Origin of the sequence: Nocardia sp. NPDC059764 (genome assembly GCF_042732555.1) — a bacterium.
Taxonomy (GTDB): domain Bacteria; phylum Actinomycetota; class Actinomycetes; order Mycobacteriales; family Mycobacteriaceae; genus Nocardia.
This window is the reverse complement of record NZ_JBHWHH010000009.1, coordinates 30,660-48,870: the sequence shown is the minus strand read 5'-3', so window position 1 is coordinate 48,870 and position 18,211 is coordinate 30,660. Positions and strand designations below refer to the sequence as shown.

Here is an 18,211-nt window from a genome sequence, read left to right as displayed (position 1 = left end):
CCCGGGTCGTCAGGCGAACAGTCGGGCCACGAACGGCACGCTGTCGGCCAGCGAGGCCAGCATCGCGCCGCTGTGGTCCTTGCCCGGGTAGACGTGCACCTCGGGGAAGGTGCCCGCCAGCGCCATGTCGGCGACCAGCTTGGCGGTCAGCGGCGCGGGGACATCGGTGTCGTTGGTGCCCTGGCCGATGAACAGCGGCCGGTCGTAGCCGGTCAGCGGGACATCCATGACCGAGCGCGCGATGGGCACGAAATCGCCCTGGGCCAGCGGGCGCGACAGCAGCTGCCCCAGCGTCAGCCCGTCGGCGCGTTCGGCCAGCGGCGTGAAGCACAGCGTCTTGGCGTCCTCGACCAGGTCCTTGCCCTCCGGGCTGAGGTAGCTGTCCAGGTCGAAGTCCGGGCGGGCCGCCTTCAGGCCGTCGAGGACGTAGGTGGCGTAGGCGGTGATGTGCGGGGACCCGACGGTGGTGCCCGGGCCGATCAGCGTGGCGGCGTCGACGATATTGGAGGCCGGGCCGGTGGCTACCGCGCCGCGGTAATCCAGTTCGGGCGCATAGCGAGTCGCGAGCGAGGCGGTGAACACCGCGGCCCCGCCGCCCTGCGACTGACCGATGGCGACCCACTTCGAGGCCAGCGACCGGTCCACCGCGCGGGCGGCGCGCACCATGTCGATGGCGGCGTGCGCCTCGGCGCGGCCGTCGAGGTAGGCATGCACGCCGGGGGTGCCCAGCCCGATGTAGTCGGTGGCGACGATGGCGTAGCCCTGCCGCAGCCAGGTGGCCAGGAAGCCGTTGTCGCGGTCGGAGCGACCGGTCACCGAGGGCGCGCAGTCGTCGCCGATGCCGACCGTGCCGTGCTCCCACGACAGCACCGGCCAGCCGCCGGCCGGCGGGGTGCCCGCCGGGGTGAACACGACGCCGGTGGACAGCGCGGGCTGATCGGCCGAATCGCGGGTCCAGTAGGTGAGTTTGCGGGCCGATCCGGTGCCGTCGAGCCACAGGTGTTGCGGCAGCGCGTCATCGCCGACGACCGCGCCCGGGGTCGCGCCCTCGGCCCGCGCGGGCGGGTCGGCCAGGGCGGCGGCGGTGAGCGGGCCGGTGGCCAGCATCGCCGCCGAGACCAGGGTCATCACGGTGCGTCGCGTCATCGAGGAGTCCTCTCGTACTCATCTCGCTCGGGTGTCGCAGAGCGACATTCCGGTCAGACTATGTGATCGGCGCCAAGCCGCGGCCGTTCACGTGCCGCGGGTCAGCGCAGCGCCGCGTCCCGGCGCGCGCGTCCGCTCGCCGACGCGGCCCGGGCCCGAGGGCGCCGGCGTCAGGACGGCGGGAGCAGGCCGCGCAGGCGCAGGTCGGCGGCGTACTTGTCGATGAGCCCTCTGGTCAGGTGCGGGATGTCTCCGGTCGGGCCGAGTTTCGCGTGCTGGACCGCGGCCTGGAAGCGCTTGGCCGGGAGGGCCGCGCCGGGGATCGGGGGCGCGGGGCGGCGGTAAGCGTGCAGCAGCGGAAGCACCGAGTAGGAGCGTTGTTTCTCCGGGAGCGCGCGCAGGGCGGTCTCGAAGCGGGTGAACCAGTCGCGGTGGGAGTCGATGCGGTCGATGGGATGGCCGGATTCGATGAGCCAGTCCACGAATTCGTCGAGGGAGATGCCGTCGTCGTGCGGGTTGAGCACGTCGAAGCTGTCGAAACCGTCGGTGACGCGGGCGCCGAGGGCGGTGATGGCGGCAGCGGTGAAGTCGGCGGGCAGACCGTCGTAGTGGGCGCGCCGCCGTTCGCCGCGAGCGTCCAAGGCGTAGAACGACTTCGGGGCCAGGCCGGTGGCGAGCACGCTGAGCAGCAGGCGGGTGAACATGTCGGGCAGGTTCAGCTGACCGGCGAAGGTGGTGTGCGCCAGGATCATGTCGGAGCGGAACACCGCCACCGGCAGCCCGCACAGATCGTGGGCCTCGCGCAGCAGGACCTCACCGGCCCACTTGCTGTTGCCGTAGCCGTTGGCGTAGCCGTCGTCGAGGGAACGCACGGGGCTGATCTCGCGGATGTCGCCGTCCTCGGTGAAGACCGCGGGATCGATCTGGGCGGCCACGGCGACCGTGGACAGATAGGTCACCGGCTTGCGGACCGTGGTCAGGGCCAGCCGGATCACCTCGGCGGTGCCGACCGCGTTCGGTGCGAAGAGCTGGTCGTAGGGCAGCACGTGGTTGACCAGGGCGGCGGGGTGCACGATCAGGTCGACGGTGGCGGCCAGTTTCTGCCATTCCTGGTGGTCCAGGCCGAAATACGGGTCGGCGATGTCACCGGCGAGCACGCGCAGGCGGCGCGCGGCGAGCTCGCGGTAGCGCGCGAGCAGCGCCGGATCACCGCTGTCGAAGACCTCGTCGAGCCGCGTCCGCGCGGACTCGGCGTCGCGGCCGCGGATCACGCAGATCAGGGTGCCGTCCGAATCGTCCAGGCGCTCCAGCCATTCCAGGCACAGGAACCGGCCCAGATAGCCGTTCGCGCCGGTGAGCAGCACCGTGTGCGGCGGCTGCGGGGAGAGCGGCAGATCGGGGGCGGCGGCGAGGGTCGGCGCGTCGAGAAACTTGTCGAGGGTGAGGTCGGCGGCCCGGATCTCGTTGCCGCCGTGCACCGTCGCCGCCGTCGGGCGGATGTCACCGGCGCGCGCGGCCTCGATGTACGCGGCCAGCCCGGTGAAGTCGTTGGCGGGGCTCACGATGACGCCGACCGGCACCTCGATGCCGAAGATCTCCCGCAGCAGCGTCGAATACGACAGCGCCGACAGCGAATCCCCGCCCAGATCGGTGAAGTGCTCGTCCGCCGCGGGCTCACCGCCGCCGAGGATCGCGCACGCCGCCTTGCGCACCGTCTCGACCACCGGCCGGTCCGCGGCCGCGCCGCGCAACGCGGCCAGCTCGTCCTCCTGCCGCTGGGCCTGGGCCCGATAGAGCTCCTCGAGCCGGTCGCCGTAGCGTTCCCGCAGCTTGGGCCGCAACAGTTTTCCGATCCCCGACAGCAGCCCGTTGTCCTGGGTGAAGGGCTCGGATTCGAGCAGGAACTCGCGCGGGATCTCGTAGGACTCCAGCTCGGCGTCCTTGGCCAGCTGCCGCAGCGACTCGGCGATGGCGGCGGTGCGCTCGGCGGGCGCGAGCGCGCGGGCCGCGTCGGTGGGCACGATGACCGCCAGCAGATGCGAGCGCTCACTGGAGCCGTGCACGAAGATCTGGGAGATGAGCGGGCTGGTGGCGTAGACCGCCTCCAGCTTGGCCACCGTCACGAACTCGCCCTGCGACAGCTTGAGCACATTGTTGCGGCGGTCGACGTAGACCAGGTGGTCGGGGCGGACCTCGGCGACGATGTCGCCGGTGCGGTAGAAGCCGTCCTCGTCGAACATCTCCGCGGTCAGCTCGGGCCGCTTGAAATAGCCGGGGACCTGCAGGATCGACTTCACCAGGAACTCGCCGCGCGGATACGGCTTGTCGGTGGCGAAATAGCCGAGCTCGGGCACGTCGACGAGCTTGTAGTCGAGCACCGGGGGCCGGCGGATCTCGTTGTCGATGAGCAGGCCGCCGCCCGCCTCGGTGGAGCCGTAGCCGTCGATGAGCGGCTGATCCAGCACCGAGTTCATGAACTCCTTCATCTCCGCGGAGATGGGCGCGCTGCCGACCATGACGCGGGCCAGGCGCTCACCCAGGAAGTCCTGTCGCAGCGCGGTTTTCGCGGCCGCCGCGGCCTCCTCGGCGGACGCGCCCGCGGCCAGGCGGCGCTGCGATTCGCTCTGGTAGCGCTGGAACACCATCTCGCACACGCGCGGTACGAAGAACGCCTCGGTGGGCCGGGCCAGCCGGAAATCCTCGAACAGGGTCGACATATCGCCCGAGGCGGTGCAGTAGGCGGTGCCGCCGCGGGAGAAGGTGCCGTTCACCACCATGCGCCCGGCGACGTGGCTCATCGGCATGTAGCAGAAGTTCAGCACGGGGACCGGGATCTGGGCCGGGCCCTGCCACATTCCGGTCACCAGGCGGTGGGTGTAGATCGCGCCCTTGGGGGTGCCGGTGCTGCCGGAGGTATAGATGAGCAGCGCGGGCTCGTCGGGGTCGGCGGGCACGTACGGCGGGACCGGCGGCAGGTCGCGGCCCCGATCGATCACGGCGGCAAGGGTTTCCAGCGTCAGCGCGGCGCCCGACTCCGCGATGCGGCGTTGCGCGGCGGCGTAGGTCTCGGCCTGGCCGTCGTCGCCGGGATCGAAGTCGAAGACCACCAGCGATTCCACCGGGGTGCCGTCGAGGACACAGTCGAGGGCGGGGGTGAGCAGTTCCAGGCTCACCGCCAGCACCCGCGCGCCGGTCTCGGCGATGATCGAATGCCATTGCGCGGCAGGGGCACTCGCCTGCAACGGCACGCTCACCAGGCCGAGCCGGACGGTCGCCAGCTCGACCGCGGTGAGGTCGCCGCTGACCAGGCCCAGCGAGCACAGGAAATCACCGGGGCGCAGAGGATTCCGCGTATCCGCCTGCCAGGCGGCGGCGAGTGCGCCCGCGCGCGACCACAATTCGCGATACGTGATGGCGCGATACTCGGGCAGCAGCCGCCGGGTGCGCCGGCCGTCCGGCCCGGTGACGATCTCGGCGGCTCGTTCGGCGATGGCCGGACGGTCCGCGTACCCGTCCATGAGGATCGCCACCACCTCGGCCATCGCCAGTCCGGGCCGCTGGGCCGCGGCCGCGATCTCGGGCGAGGGCGCCAGCGCGCGGACCTGATCGTCGACCAGCAGCGCCTGGAAGCGCCGGGCGGCCTCGGCGCGGGCGAGCCGATCCGCCAATCGCTGGGTCAGCCCCGCACGCGCGGCGTCCTCGACCATCACTGCCTCCCTGGATCTCCAGTGACCGCACGCCCCGAATCCGGTTCGGGCGCCGGGATTTCTCCCAATCGCTTAGCTTCGCTAAGTATCTCTACGATGCGGGCGCGGAGCAGGAAAGTCAAGACTCCGCGGTGCATCCCCGAACAACAGAATGCACCGCGCGTCAGTTGGGGGCTAGCTGTAGCCCAGATCCGCCACTGCAGCATCGATCAGATCCGCGATCGCGCCCGGCTGCGAGGCCGGCGAGGCGTGGCTCGCGGGCAGCTCCACGATGCGGCGCGGGCCCATGCGCTCGGCCATCCGCCGCTCGTTGTCCGGGTTGATCATGCGGTCCTCGGTGGACACCTGATACCAGGTCGGCTTGGCCTTCCAGGCCGGGGCGGAGACCGCGTCACCGAAGGCCGAACCCACCGGGGCCTTCTGGGTGACGGCCATGACCAGGGCCTCGTCCTCGGTCAGGTCCTGACAGAAACTGTCGTGGAACTTGTCCTGCGCGATCCACAGGTAGCCGTCCGAATCCGGCGCGATGGCCGCGACCGCCGCCGGGGGCAGCTCCTCGGTGATCCGACCGGGGCTCTCCCCCGCATCCGGCGCGAAGGCCGCGACATAGACCAGACCCTCGACATTGGGCAGGTCACCGGCCTCGGTGATGACCGCGCCACCGTACGAATGCCCCACCAGCAGGACGGGCCCGGCGATCTGGCGCACCATCTTCTGGGTCCGGGCGGCATCATCGGCCAGCCCGGTGAGCGGGTTCTCCACCGCGTGCAGCGACTCGTAGCCGCGCCGCCGTAACTCCACGATGACCTTGGCCCAGTGCGCCGCACCACCCCAGAATCCGTGTACCAGAACGATCGCAGGTTTGTCCGCCATGGCGTATCTCCTCTCGAAGTACTGATCTCGCGTGCTTCCCGGGTTGCGAGATCTACGCTATTCGGATGATGGAGCAAAGACCATGACGGAAACACCGCAGAACTTTGCCGAATCACCCGACGCCGCCTTGCCGGACCCGGCGGAGCTCGCGGGACTGGACGCCTTGTCGGAGATTCTGGAGACGGTGCGGCTGCGCGGCGAGACCGTCGCCCGGCACACCGCCGAATCCGATGCCCCGGTGCGGGTTCCGGCCGGCAAGCGGGTGCTCCACATCGTCGAGCAGGGCGCCGTCGAGATCCGCGTGGACGGCGAATCCGACCCCACCACAGCGCATTCCGGCGATATGGTGGTGCTCGCCCGCGGAGACGGCCACACCGTGACGCCGTTGACCGCCGACACCCGCTGGGTCACCGGCTCGTTCCTGGTCGACGAACCCCAGGCCGCCCCACTGCTTTCCGTGCTCGCGCCCGCGATCCACATCGACGCCGCCGGTCGCGCCCGCGACTGGCTGCCGTTGAGCCTGAACCTGCTGATGGTCGAGGTCACCGATCCGCGTCCGGGCGCGGCCGCCATGATCTCGCGCATCCTGGACCTGCTGTTCATCCACGCGCTGCGCGCCTGGTCTACCGACACCGCCGCCCCCGGCTGGCTGACCGCCGCCCTCGACCCGGCACTCGCCCCCGTCCTCACCGCCGTGCACCACGCGCCCGCCGCCCCGTGGACGGTGTCGGATCTGGCGGCGCTGGCGTCCATGTCGCGCACCACCTTCACCGACCGCTTCACCCGCAGGCTGGGCCGCGCGCCCGCCGCCTACCTGGCCGACCGCCGCCTGGCGCGCGCGGCAACCCTGTTGCGCACCACCGCGATTCCCATCGTCGCGGTCGCCCACCAGGTCGGCTACGACTCCGAGGCCGCCTTCAGCCGCGCGTTCCGCCGCCGCTACGACACCCCGCCGCTGCGCTACCGCAAGGGCGACACCCCGCCCGGCCCCTGACCCGCGCCGCACCCCGCTTGTTCTGGTGGACAGGTGATTCACATCCGGCAGGCATGGCGCTGGTCGCAGTAGCGGCCCGCTGAACCATGTCCACGGACCCGGATTTCACGATCGGCCTTGTCCGCCAAGGCAATCGGTGCGCGAACGAGATCGCCGAACGCACCCTTGACGAGGTGTGCGCGGCAAGGGGGACGGTGTACTAGGAGCCGATGTACGCGGCCAGGTGCTCGCCGGTCAGGGTGGACCGCGCGGCCACCAGGTCCGCGGGCGTGCCCTCGAAGACGATCCGGCCACCGTCGTGGCCCGCGCCCGGACCCAGGTCGATGATCCAGTCCGCGTGCGCCATGACGGCCTGGTGATGCTCGATCACGATGACCGTCTTGCCGGAATCGACCAAGCGGTCCAGCAATCCGAGCAGATTCTCCACATCGGCCAGGTGCAGGCCGGTGGTCGGCTCGTCCAGCACGTAGACGCCGCCCTTCTCGCCCAGGTGGGTGGCCAGCTTCAGGCGCTGCCGCTCACCGCCGGACAGCGTGGTCAGCGGCTGGCCCAGGCTCACGTAGCCCAGCCCGACCTCGTGGAGGTGTTCCAGGATCTTGTGGGCGGCGGGGATTTTCGCCTCACCCTCGGCGAAGAAGCCCAGGGCCTCGGCGACCGGCATGGCCAGCACCTCGCTGATGTCACGCCCGCCCAGCTTGTATTCGAGCACCGCGGCCTGGAAGCGCTTGCCCTCGCACTCCTCGCACACGGTGGCGACCCCGGCCATGATGGCCAGGTCGCTGTAGATCACGCCCGCGCCGTTGCAGGTCGGGCACGCGCCCTCCGAATTCGCGCTGAACAGTGCGGGTTTCACGCCATTGGCCTTGGCGAAGGCCTTGCGGATCGGTTCGAGCAGGCCGGTGTAGGTGGCCGGATTGCTGCGCCGCGACCCCTTGATCGCGCCCTGATCGACCGAGATCACACCCTCACCGGCGGGAATGGAGCCGTGCACCAGCGAGCTCTTGCCCGAGCCCGCGACACCGGTGATGACCACCAGCACGCCCAGCGGAATGTCGACGTCGACCTTCTGCAGGTTGTTGGCGGTCGCGCCGCGAATCTTCAACGCCCCCTTCGACTCGCGCACCGCGTCCTTGAGCGCGGCCCGGTCGTCGAAGTGGCGGCCGGTGATGGTGCCGCTGGCGCGCAGTCCGTCGACGGTGCCCTCGAAGCAGACGGTGCCGCCGCCGGAACCCGCGGCCGGGCCGATGTCGACGATGTGGTCGGCGATGGCGATGGTCTCCGGCTTGTGCTCGACCACCAGCACGGTATTGCCCTTGTCGCGCAGGCGCAGCAGCAGATCGTTCATGCGCTGGATGTCGTGCGGGTGCAGGCCCACGGTCGGCTCGTCGAACACGTAGGTGACGTCGGTGAGCGCGGACCCGAGATGGCGGATCATCTTGACGCGCTGGGCCTCTCCGCCCGACAGCGTGCCCGAGGCGCGGTCCAGGCTCAGGTAGCCCAGCCCGATCTCCACCAGCGAGTCCAGCACCTGCCACAACGCCTCGAGCAGCGGCGCGACGCCCGGATCGCGCAGCCCGCGCACCCAGTCGGCCAGATCGCTGACCTGCATGGCGCACGCGTCGGCGATGCTGATCTCGTCGATCTTCGAGGAGCGGGCCAGCTCGCTGAGCCGGGTGCCGTGGCAGTCGGGGCAGATCTGGAAGGTGACCGCGCGCTCGACGAAGGCGCGGATGTGCGGCTGCACCGAGTCGATGTCCTTGGACAGCATCGACTTCCGGATCTTGGGGATCAGACCCTCGTAGGTCAGGTTGATGCCCTCGACCTTGATCTTGGTCGGTTCCTTGTACAGCAGATCGGCGATCTCGCGCTTGTTGTATTTCCCGAGCGGCTTGTCCGGATCGAAGAACCCGCTGCCCATGAAGATGCGCCCGAACCAGCCGTCCATGCTGTAGCCCGGAATCGTGAACGGCCCCTCCCGCAACGACTTCGAGGCGTCGTAGAGCTGGGTCAGGTCGATGTCGTTGACCGAGCCGCGGCCCTCACACCGCGGGCACATGCCGCCGGTCACCGAGAAGGTGCGCCGCTCCTTGACCTGCTTGCCGCCCTTCTCCACGGTCACCGCGCCCGCGCCGCTGATCGAGGCCACATTGAACGAGAACGCCTGCGGCGAACCGATATGCGGCTGACCGAGGCGGCTGAACAGGATGCGCAGCATGGCCATGGCGTCGGTGGCGGTGCCCACGGTGGAGCGCGGATCGCCGCCCATCCGCTGCTGGTCCACGCTGATCGCGGTGGTCAGGCCGTCCAGCACGTCCACGTCCGGGCGGGCCAGGCTCGGCATGAAGCCCTGCACGAACGCGCTGTAGGTCTCGTTGATCAGCCGCTGCGACTCCGCGGCGATGGTGTCGAAGACCAGCGAGCTCTTGCCCGAACCGGACACGCCCGTGAACACGGTGAGCCGCCGCTTGGGCAGGTCGACGGAGACGTCCTTGAGGTTGTTCACCCGGGCGCCGACCACCCGGATCAGATCGTGGGCGTCGGCGGCGGGCAGGGCGTTCTTCGTGGACTTGCTCGGGGCCATGCGTGTCTCCATCTGAGGGCGGACCGGTCGGGCGGGAAAGCGGTTAGGGCACCTGCTGGATACGGACCATATTGCCCGCGGGGTCGCGCACCGCGAAGTCGCGCACGCCGTAGGGCTGGTCGGTCGGCTCCTGGACGATCTCGACCGCGTCGTTCGCCTGCAACCGCTCGAAGACCGCATCCACGTCTTTTGCCGCCAGCAGGACGCTGCCGTAGGTGCCCTTGGCCATCATCTCGACGATGAGCTTGCGCTCGTCCTCGGTGATGCCCGGATCGACGGCGGGCGGGTGCAGCACGATGGAGGTTCCGGGCTGATCGGGCGGGCCCACGGTGAGCCAGCGCAGGCCGTTGTAGCCGACATCCTTGCGCAGCTCGAAGCCGAGCGCGTCGCGGTAGAACGCGAGCGCAGCGTCCGCGTCATTGTGCGGGAGGAAGCTCGAGAGAATGGTGATGTCCATGTCGATCAGGCTAGTTGCGAGCCGCTTGCCTGGGCTTCTCGATTCCTGATCGGTCGAGTCACCTGCTTCTCCACGCACGACGGCATCCCTTCGGGCGCGTCGGCCATCTGCTGCTTGTACACACTCGGCGGCACACCGACCAGTTCGGCGAACCGGGTGCTGAACGTGCCCAGCGACGAACAACCCACCGCGAAACAGATTTCGGTGACGCTCAGATCCCCGCGCCGCAGCAGCGCCATGGCCCGCTCGATGCGCCGCGTCATCAGATACGCGTACACCGACTCGCCGTAGGCCGCCCGGAACTGCCGGCTCAGATGCCCGGCCGAGATGTGCGCGTCCCGCGCGAGCGCCTCCACGTCCAGCGGCTGCGCGTACTCGCGATCGATCCGGTCCCGCACCCGCCGCAGGCGCGCCAGGTCCCGTAGGCGCTGCTCCTCGTCGGGTTTGCTCGTCACCCCTCGATGGTCGCACGCTGGGCCGACAGCCCCGGGACGACGTGCCCGGCGGATTGGGGACTACCGCCCGGACGATTTGTCAGGTAACAGTTTTGCCTTGACACAAGACATAGCGTGCGGGGAAACCGGGACATCCGGGACCCGGCACCGATCTACATGCGGCCGTGCACGGCCCGAGAACTGGGATCAGCTCTTCGATGAAGCTCTCTGCACTACGTAACCGGACCGCCTTGCGCACCGCCGCGGTCGCCCTCTCCGCAGTCCTGTCCGTGGCCCTCGCGGCCGGCACCGGATCGGCCGACCAGGACAAGGCCTCCTCGGTCTCCTCGGTGACCAAGGAGGGCCGCACCTGGCATCTGAAGGTCTACTCGGCGGCCATGGGCAGGGACATCACCGTCGACGTGCAGCGTCCGGTCGACGAATCGCAGCCCGCCCCCAACCTGTACCTGCTCAACGGCCTCGACGCCGGCGAGGGCACCGCCAGCTGGTCCGCGCAGACCAACGCGCTGGGCTTCCTGTCCGACAAGCAGGTCAATGTCATCCAGCCGATCGGCGGCCGCGGCAGCTACTACGCCGACTGGATCCAGACCGACCCGCAGCTGGGCGTCAACAAGTGGACGACCTTCTTCACCCAGGAACTGCCGCCGCTGCTCGACGCCACCCTCGGCTCCACCGGCCTGAACTCGCTCGCGGGCCTGTCCACCTCCGGCACCTCGGTGCTGCAGCTGGCCGAGGCCAAGCCGGGCCTGTTCAAGTCCGTGGCCGCCTACAGCGGATGCGCGCAGATCGCCGACCCGATGGGCCGCCAGTTCGTGAAGCTGGCCGTCGAGACCTGGGCGGGCGGCAACACCGCCAATATGTACGGCCCGGCCGACAGCCCGCTGTGGGCCGCCAACGACCCGGTCATCAATGCCGAGAAGCTGCGCGGCACCCAGCTCTACGTCTCCAGCGGCAGCGGCATCCCGCTCATGCGCGACGTCGAGTTCTACACCAAGTCCGCCCCGGGCGTGCAGGGTGACGTGAACCTGGCGCTGGGCATGATCATCGAGGGCGCGGTCAACGCCTGCACCCACAACCTGCAGAGCAAGCTCGACTCGCTGCAGATCCCGGGCACCTTCCGCTACGACCCGGTCGGCACCCACTACTGGCCGTACTGGGAAGAGGCCCTGCACGACTCGTGGCCGATGCTGGCCTCGGGCATGGGCATCTGACCCACGCTTCCACGTGGAACGCCGCATACCGACGATCGGTATGCGGCGTTCGGCGTTCGGGGGTGACTACATGGCCGCGGCGCCCGGAACGCTCATCGGCGTGCGGACGATGCGGCCGCCCAGCCGCTCGTTGACCGAGAACCCTTGGTGGCGGCACCATTTCGCCAGCACCGGCACGGCGGAGTCGTCGTCGCGGAAGGTCGGGACCAGCTGGCCGACGATGCACAGGTGATGGGCGTCCGCGGCCCGGCACAGGTGCTGCAGGATCGCCGTGCCCAGGCCGGTGCCGCGCAACTCCGGATTCACCGTGATGTTGTCGAGCTTGATGGTGTCGGCGTAGATGTCGAAGACCACCTCCGCGAGGTTGTCGTCGCGGCGCAGCGACTCGATATCGGACGGCACCGGCCGCAGGACGCCGGGCAGGTGGTCGGAAAGCCGTTGCCGCGCGGCCTCATCGGGGGCGGAGCGGGTGATGGCGAGCAGTTCCTCGGTGAGGTCGGCGACCACGGCCCGATCCCCCACCGCGGCCATCGGGCGAGCCTCCCCGGTCGCGCGCGCCAGCGCCTCCAGGCGGCGCGTCCAGTGCGGGTGCTCGGCTCTGTGGCGCTCGGTCAGCTCGGCGAGGGTGTCCTCCAGGCACAGCGGCGCGCCGAGACTGCGCACGAATCCACCCGACAGCACACCCCAGCGATGATCGTCCGCACCGACACCGTGCACGGCCAGATCCCGCATCAGAGCGTCCCGGCGGGCCGTGGCGCGAGCGGTCGGCGAGCCGGGCAGCTTGCCCAGCCACTTGTGCCACCCGTTCAGGTTCGCGCGGATCCGGGTGCTGGCGATGTCGGCGCTCGCGTCGAGGTAGTTGCACAACGCTTGCTGACGACGCTTCAGCAACTCGTCCACCGGCCGACGCGCCGGGTCGGCGGGCGGCGTCTGACCCTCACTCATAGTGACCCACGCTAGCGTCCAGTTATCTCGACGCAGGTCACCGGCACGCGTTAAAACACCTACCAGTGGTAACGGACCACCCTACCCTGCGGGAACCCACCCGAACCGGGACCGACATCACCTGTCAACCGGGGTTGCCCGGAGGTATCCAGATCGGTGATGCGATCCACCAGATCACGTTCGTACGCCAGGGCCTGCTTGCGCGTCCAGCCGGTCGAATGCCGCAGCGCCGCACGGGCTTCGCGGCGGCGGTGGTAGGTGAGCAGCGGGGCCAGCGCCGCCTCCGACCCGATGGTGCGCGCGGCCGGGCGGGCGATGAGCCCGCGGAACCAGCGCCGCTCGCTCGCCAGCACCCAGCCGTACGCCAGGGCGAAGATGACCAGGTCGATCAGGATCGGCAGGTAGGTCGAGACCAAGGGCGGGCCCGGCGGGCGCGGGGCGTCGAAGAGCACGTGCATGGTGAACGCCAGCCCGTAGAACACGGCGAACACCCCGAACCGCCACAGCCACGACCGGTCCGGACGGACCAGCGCCATCACGATCCCGACCCCCGCCAGCGCCGACATGGCCCAGTGCGAGGTGAGCGCGGTGACCAGCCGCAGCACCGCCACCAGCAGCACGTCCGCCACCGGCGTCTGCGGCGACGACAACGCGGTCTGCGTGCTGTAAAGGCAGTCCTCCGCGATCTGCGCGCCCAGCCCGACCGCCGCGCCCAGCAGCAGCCCGTGCACGGGCCGGGTCAGCCGCGACCGGAACAGCAATGCCACCACCGCGATACCGATCGCCTTGATGTACTCCTCGTCGATCGGCGCGGTGATCGCGGCACTCCAGCTGATCGCGAACCGGTCCCCGAACAGATTCGTGACCGCCCGGCTCAGATGGTCATTGGCCCACATGGCCAGCCCGGTCCACACCGTCGCACCCCAGATCGCGCCCATCACCAGGGGAGCCATCAGCTGCCGCCGCGCCCGGAAAGGGTCCAGCGCGAACAGGAGCCGCCCGATCACCAGCAGGGTGAGCGCCGTGATCGGCAGCGCCGCCAGCGCCGCCGCCCCCGCGAACCACACCTGCCCCGCCGCCTGCATCAGGAACAGCAGCGGCCCCATCACGACCGCCACGCAGTAGACCCAGAACAATGCCGAACGCGGCTGGAACCAGCTCATGCCTGCACCGCCTTGCCCGAGCTCAGCACCTCGGCGATCAACTGGAGGCCCGCCTCGCGGGTGGGGCCGGTGGCGAGGAGGGTGACGCCCACGTCGCCACTCGCGACCACCGCGCACACGCCACCCGGCTTGTCCGGCAATTCGCAGGTGAGACCGTGGAATTCGCCTTCGTCGACGACTCCCCCGTCGAAGCGCGCGGCCACGCCCGCCGCGCGCAGGGGTAGGAGCATGCGGGGTGCGGCCGTGGGGAAATCGGTGATGCCGTCGGTCACCGACACCGACAGCCGCCGCTCGCCGTCCGCGGATTTCAGGATCACGACCGATTCGTCGCCGGTCGCCTGCCGCCGCATCGGCTCGGGCACCCGGAAGAAGACGGCGTTGGCGGGATCGTCGCCGCCGTGCACTGCGCCGATGCCGGAGGCGGTCAGCGTGATGCCGGTGCCCTCGGCCAGGTCGGTCACGCGGGTCGGCACGGCGTCCGACAGCAGGGGCGGCACCACCAGCGCCACCGCGAGCGCCCCCACCGCCGCCAGCGCGGGGCCTACCGAATGCACAAGGCGCGCCATGTCTTCCACCCTCTCGGCTCCCTGAGGCAACGTCCGGGGACGGTGGATGCGTTCCGGACACCCGGCTCGAGGCCCGGGCAGTCGCCGCCCGGGCGCTTGCCGCGAGTTAACCACATCGGGCGGCCGGAGCGTGTCCGCAGCGCCGGAGGGAAGTCGGGGCCGAAGACGAGACGAGGATGCCGCCCGCGGCTCCGGCCCGCGTACGGCATCCTCGATGGCTCATCCGGCGAAATCCGCTGTCCCCCTACAGCGAATCCGCGCGCTCACAGCAGGTCGGCGAGACCCTTCAGCGGTCCGGGCAGGCCCGCCGCGTGCTTCTTGAGGCCCGCGACCACCGGGTTCGGGGTCTCGGCGCGCAGCCGGTCCAGCTCGGTCTGCATGGTCGAGACCGTACGGGTGTAGTAGTCGTCGACCGTGGCGGTGTCGTCCGGGTCGCCCGGCTCGGTGGACCAGTCCAGGGCGGGCAGGAAGCTGACCGTCACCGAGGCCGGCAGCGGCAGCTGCGGCAGGATCGGGGCGATGCCGAAGGGCAGGCCCAGGGTGTACGGAAACACCTTGGCGCGCACCAGCTTGTCGAGCTGCAGCAGCTTGGCGGTGCGCTCGCCGCGGCTGAGCACGAAGATCGAGTCGTGGCCGCCGTTGGCGACCGCGGGAATCACCGGAACCCCCAATTCCAGTGCGAGCCGGATGAAGCCCTTGCGATCGGCGAAGTCGATCTTGCCGCGATCGGTCCACGGGCGGCACGCCTCCCAGTCGCCGCCGGGGTAGACCATGACCGCGCCGCCGTCCTTGAGCCCCTTGGCGGCGGATTCCTTCGAGGCCGCGATGACGCCGAACTGACGCAGGCTGTCACCGAGAACCGGTGCGCGCAGCAGGATGTCGTGGGCGACGCCGTAGCTGGGCTCGTCGGGGCGGTGCTCCAGCATGGCCATGAAGGTGATCCACACCTCCGGGGCCCAGTAGATGGACGAGTGATTGCCGATCACCAGCGCGGGTCCGGAAGTCGGCAGATTCTCCACGCCGACCACGGTGGGCGTGAAGTAGTCGGTGTAGGCCCGCGCGAGCGGAAGCAGCGGGTGGTTCGGGTCGGGGATTACCTTGTTCTCGGTCATGAGCCATTCCTGTCGATTGCTTTGCCGGGGACGGGCAGCATGCAACGACATCGCACGACGCTTTCGAAACAACGTCGAGCCGAATTGAATTGCCCCCGGGTCAGATCCCCATTGATTAGCTCCGACGGCCGCGCATGCGCGGTCCGGTTCAGCGTACGGACGTCGCTGCGTTGCGACAGATGCCCGTCACCGTCCTCCTGCACCATCGACGTTATCAACCCAAGCGTTTGCTTGTTAGGAAGTGTGCGAAACCCAACATTCATCTCACTGCCCCGGTTCCGCACACCGCACTCGCCTTAAGATGACTCATCCGAGATGTCATGCGTAGATGCGCATATCGGCGTAGACATATCTCAGGAGGCCGTCCGGCGACGGGACAGCGCGCCCGCCGCGAGGTACCCGGCCAGGGCCAGACCCGCGCACCACGCCAGCACGGTCGGCGCGGAATCCCCCACTGGCGTACCCATCAGCAGACCGCGCACGGTCTCGGTGACGGAGGTGACCGGTTGGTGCGCCGCGAAACCGCGCAGCCAGCTCGGCAGGGTCTGGGTCGGCACGAACGCGCTGCTCACGTAGGGCAGGAACATGAAAAAGAACATGAAACCGTTGGCCGCCTCGGGATTCGAGGCCAGCAGCCCCAGCGCGGCCGCGATCCACGACAGCGCCACCACGAAGCAGGCGAGCACGCCCGCCACCGCCAGCCAGCGCAGCGGGTCCGCGGTGGGCCGGAAGCCGAGCGCCACAGCCACCAGCACCACCAGCGAACTGGTGAGCAGATTGCGCAGCACGCTCTCCAGCACGTGCCCGGTCAGCACCGAGTTGCGGGACACGGCCATGGCGCGGAACCGGTCCACGATGCCGCTGTGGGTATCGGTGGCCACCGCCACCGCGGTCGCGCCCGAGCCGAATCCCGCGCACAGCAGAATGATTCCGGGCACCACGTAGTCGATATAGGAGCCGCCGCCGACATTCATCGCGCCGCCGAATACGTACACGAACATCAGCAGAATGCTGACCGGCACGGCGATGGTCATGATCATGGTGTCCGGACTGCGCAGGGTGTGGCGCAGATTGCGGCCGACCATGGTGGCGGAGTCCTGGGCGCAGTGCACGAGAGTACGCATTACGCAGCGCCTTTCACGGTATTGCCGGTGAGGGCGAAGAAGACGTCGTCGAGATCGGGTGTGTGAATGGACAAGTGGTCGATGGCCACGGCGTGATCGTCGAAATGATCGAGCAGCTTGCGGATATCGCCGACACTGCCGTCCGAGGGCACCCGCAAGGCCAGATCCTCGCCGTCGATCTCGGCCACCGGCAGCGCTCGCGCGGCCGCCGCCAGCCCGTGCTCGTCGGCGAAGCCCAGCCGCAGATGCCCGCCGGGCACCAGGCGCTTCAGCTCCTCGGCGCGCCCGTCGGCCACGATGCGGCCACCGTCGAGCACCGCGATGCGGTCGGCCAACTGGTCGGCCTCCTCCAGGTACTGGGTGGTGAGGAAGATGGTGACGCCGTCGGCCACCAGGCCGCGGATCACCCGCCACAGTTCGCGGCGGCTGCGTGGGTCCAGTCCGGTGGTGGGCTCGTCGAGGAAGACGATGCGGGGCTGCCCCATCAGGCTCATGGCGATGTCGAGACGTCGCCGCATGCCGCCGGAGTAGGAGCCCGCGCGCTTGCCGGCGGCCTCGGTGAGCTCGAACTGCTCCAGCAGCCGCGCTGTGCGCCGGGCGGTCTCGCGGGATCCGAGGTGCAGCAGCCGTCCCATGAGCCGCAGGTTCTCCGCGCCGGTGAGGATCTCGTCGACCGCCGCGAACTGCCCGGTGACGCCGATGGCCGCGCGCACGGTGTCGGCCGCGCGCACGGGGTCGTGGCCGCCGACCCGCAGCACTCCCCCATCGGCGCGTTCGAGGGTGGTGAGGATGCGGACCATGGTGGTCTTGCCCGCACCGTTGGGGCCGAGCAGGGAGAACACCGTCCCGGCGGGCACGGTGACGTCGATGCCTCGCAGCACGGGCTGGTCGCCGAAGGCTTTGACGAGGCCGCTCACCTCGATGGCGGGCCCCGATCCGGATGTGGTCATGGAGAGCTCCGTTCAGAAACTGTGTATGCCATATACTCTGCGTATAGGCTACACAGTTTCTTCGATGCCGCAAGATGGAAACCGAACCCACGACAGGAGGTCCGATGACGCCCGAGCCGCAAGCCCTGCCCAAATCGGTGAAACTGCTCTGGGATCTGGACGAGGCGGGCAGCCGCGGCCCCCGGCGCGGCATGAGCCTCGAGCAGATCCTCGCCACGGCCATGACCATCGCCGACACCGAGGGCTACGCGGCGCTGTCCATGGCGCGGGTCGCCAAGGAACTCGGCTTCACCACCATGTCGCTGTACCGCTACGTCGACAGCAAGGACACCCTCGTGGTGCTGCTGCACGACCGCATCTTCGACCACACCCCGGAACTGCCCGCGGGCTGGCGCGCCGGACTGGAAGCCTGGGCCTGGGCCGAGTTCCACGCCATCCGCGCCCACGACTGGTGGCTCGACATCCCGATGACCACTCCCCCGCTCGGCCCGAACAATATGGCCTGGCTGGAGACCGGCATGAACGCCCTCGCCGAGGTCGACATCCCCGAGGCACTCAAACTCCAACTGCTGGTGAACCTCTCGATCTACGTGATCGGCCGCACCCGGTTCCTGCGCGACGCCATCCGCCAGAGCGAGGACCAGGACTACACCGGCATCCTCACCTCCGTCCTCGACCCGCAGCGCTTCCCCGCCGTCACCAGCGCGCTCACCAATCGCGCCTTCGAGAGCGACGACATGCACTGGGAGGAAGCCGATTTCGGGTTCGCGCTGGACCGGCTGCTGGACGGTTACCAGGTCTTCATCGACGCGAACACCGGCGCACGGTAGGCCATCGGCGCGTGCCGGCGCGCTCGCAGATTCCAGCCATATCAGCTCGAGAGCCTGAACGAAAAGATCTCTTGTCGCTACAGTTCCATGAAACTGC

At 69.5% G+C, this 18,211-nt stretch carries 15 protein-coding genes; 3 read left to right on the top strand and 12 right to left on the bottom strand.

Features of this window, described 5'->3' with window-relative positions:
- Positions 1-9: 9 nt before the first annotated feature.
- The 3 genes from ACFV4K_RS03405 to ACFV4K_RS03395 form a co-directional block, all read right to left on the bottom strand.
- The gene (locus tag ACFV4K_RS03405) at positions 10-1,146 is read right to left on the bottom strand and encodes a lipase family protein (RefSeq protein WP_379271740.1); all 1,137 of its coding nucleotides are present in this window, start codon (positions 1,144-1,146) and stop codon (positions 10-12) included.
- A gap of 170 nt (positions 1,147-1,316) precedes the next feature.
- The gene (gene car, locus ACFV4K_RS03400) at positions 1,317-4,853 is read right to left on the bottom strand and encodes a carboxylic acid reductase (protein ID WP_379271739.1); all 3,537 of its coding nucleotides are present in this window, start codon (positions 4,851-4,853) and stop codon (positions 1,317-1,319) included.
- 174 nt (positions 4,854-5,027) lie between these two features.
- Positions 5,028-5,726, bottom strand: coding sequence for an alpha/beta hydrolase (locus ACFV4K_RS03395; protein WP_379271738.1), 699 nt, complete (start codon positions 5,724-5,726; stop codon positions 5,028-5,030).
- 82 nt (positions 5,727-5,808) lie between these two features.
- On the opposite strand from ACFV4K_RS03395, the gene ACFV4K_RS03390 reads away from it, so the two are divergent.
- Positions 5,809-6,720 carry an AraC family transcriptional regulator gene (locus tag ACFV4K_RS03390; RefSeq protein WP_379271736.1) on the top strand — a complete coding sequence of 304 codons (912 nt, stop codon included), beginning with the start codon at positions 5,809-5,811 and terminating at the stop codon, positions 6,718-6,720.
- A gap of 199 nt (positions 6,721-6,919) precedes the next feature.
- Here the strand turns inward: ACFV4K_RS03390 and ACFV4K_RS03385 are convergent, their stop codons facing one another.
- From ACFV4K_RS03385 to ACFV4K_RS03375, 3 genes are read right to left on the bottom strand one after another with little or no spacing between them, the layout of a single operon-like run.
- Positions 6,920-9,301, bottom strand: coding sequence for an ATP-binding cassette domain-containing protein (locus ACFV4K_RS03385; protein ID WP_379271735.1), 2,382 nt, complete (start codon positions 9,299-9,301; stop codon positions 6,920-6,922).
- Positions 9,302-9,344: 43 nt separating this feature from the next.
- Positions 9,345-9,758, bottom strand: coding sequence for a VOC family protein (locus ACFV4K_RS03380; protein WP_379271733.1), 414 nt, complete (start codon positions 9,756-9,758; stop codon positions 9,345-9,347).
- A 5-nt stretch (positions 9,759-9,763) separates the two neighbouring features.
- A complete protein-coding gene (locus tag ACFV4K_RS03375; RefSeq protein WP_379271732.1) occupies positions 9,764-10,213 on the bottom strand; it encodes a helix-turn-helix transcriptional regulator in 450 nt (149 codons plus the stop codon).
- Positions 10,214-10,410: 197 nt separating this feature from the next.
- On the opposite strand from ACFV4K_RS03375, the gene ACFV4K_RS03370 reads away from it, so the two are divergent.
- On the top strand, positions 10,411-11,424 hold the full coding sequence (locus ACFV4K_RS03370) for an alpha/beta hydrolase (RefSeq protein ID WP_379271730.1): 1,014 nt from the start codon (positions 10,411-10,413) through the stop codon (positions 11,422-11,424).
- 66 nt (positions 11,425-11,490) lie between these two features.
- Here the strand turns inward: ACFV4K_RS03370 and ACFV4K_RS03365 are convergent, their stop codons facing one another.
- From ACFV4K_RS03365 to ACFV4K_RS03340, 6 genes are all read right to left on the bottom strand, one after another.
- Complete coding sequence (locus tag ACFV4K_RS03365) at positions 11,491-12,369, bottom strand: GNAT family N-acetyltransferase (RefSeq protein ID WP_379271729.1); 879 nt, start codon at positions 12,367-12,369, stop codon at positions 11,491-11,493.
- A gap of 59 nt (positions 12,370-12,428) precedes the next feature.
- Entirely contained in the window at positions 12,429-13,532 is a 1,104-nt protein-coding gene (locus ACFV4K_RS03360; RefSeq protein ID WP_379271727.1) for a PrsW family glutamic-type intramembrane protease, read from the bottom strand.
- A complete protein-coding gene (locus ACFV4K_RS03355) occupies positions 13,529-14,098 on the bottom strand; it encodes a hypothetical protein (RefSeq protein ID WP_379271725.1) in 570 nt (189 codons plus the stop codon). The genes ACFV4K_RS03360 and ACFV4K_RS03355 overlap by 4 nt, the downstream gene beginning before the upstream one ends.
- A 263-nt stretch (positions 14,099-14,361) precedes the next feature.
- Positions 14,362-15,210: a lysophospholipid acyltransferase family protein gene (locus ACFV4K_RS03350; RefSeq protein ID WP_379271724.1), complete on the bottom strand. Its 849-nt coding sequence runs from the start codon at positions 15,208-15,210 to the stop codon at positions 14,362-14,364.
- 353 nt (positions 15,211-15,563) lie between these two features.
- On the bottom strand, positions 15,564-16,334 hold the full coding sequence (locus tag ACFV4K_RS03345; RefSeq protein WP_379271722.1) for an ABC transporter permease: 771 nt from the start codon (positions 16,332-16,334) through the stop codon (positions 15,564-15,566).
- Entirely contained in the window at positions 16,334-17,284 is a 951-nt protein-coding gene (locus tag ACFV4K_RS03340; protein ID WP_379271721.1) for an ATP-binding cassette domain-containing protein, read from the bottom strand. The genes ACFV4K_RS03345 and ACFV4K_RS03340 overlap by 1 nt, the downstream gene beginning before the upstream one ends.
- Positions 17,285-17,388: 104 nt before the next feature.
- Here ACFV4K_RS03340 and ACFV4K_RS03335 point away from each other — a divergent pair, with 104 nt between their 5' ends.
- The gene (locus ACFV4K_RS03335; RefSeq protein ID WP_379271720.1) at positions 17,389-18,114 is read left to right on the top strand and encodes a TetR/AcrR family transcriptional regulator; all 726 of its coding nucleotides are present in this window, start codon (positions 17,389-17,391) and stop codon (positions 18,112-18,114) included.
- Positions 18,115-18,211: the final 97 nt, after the last annotated feature.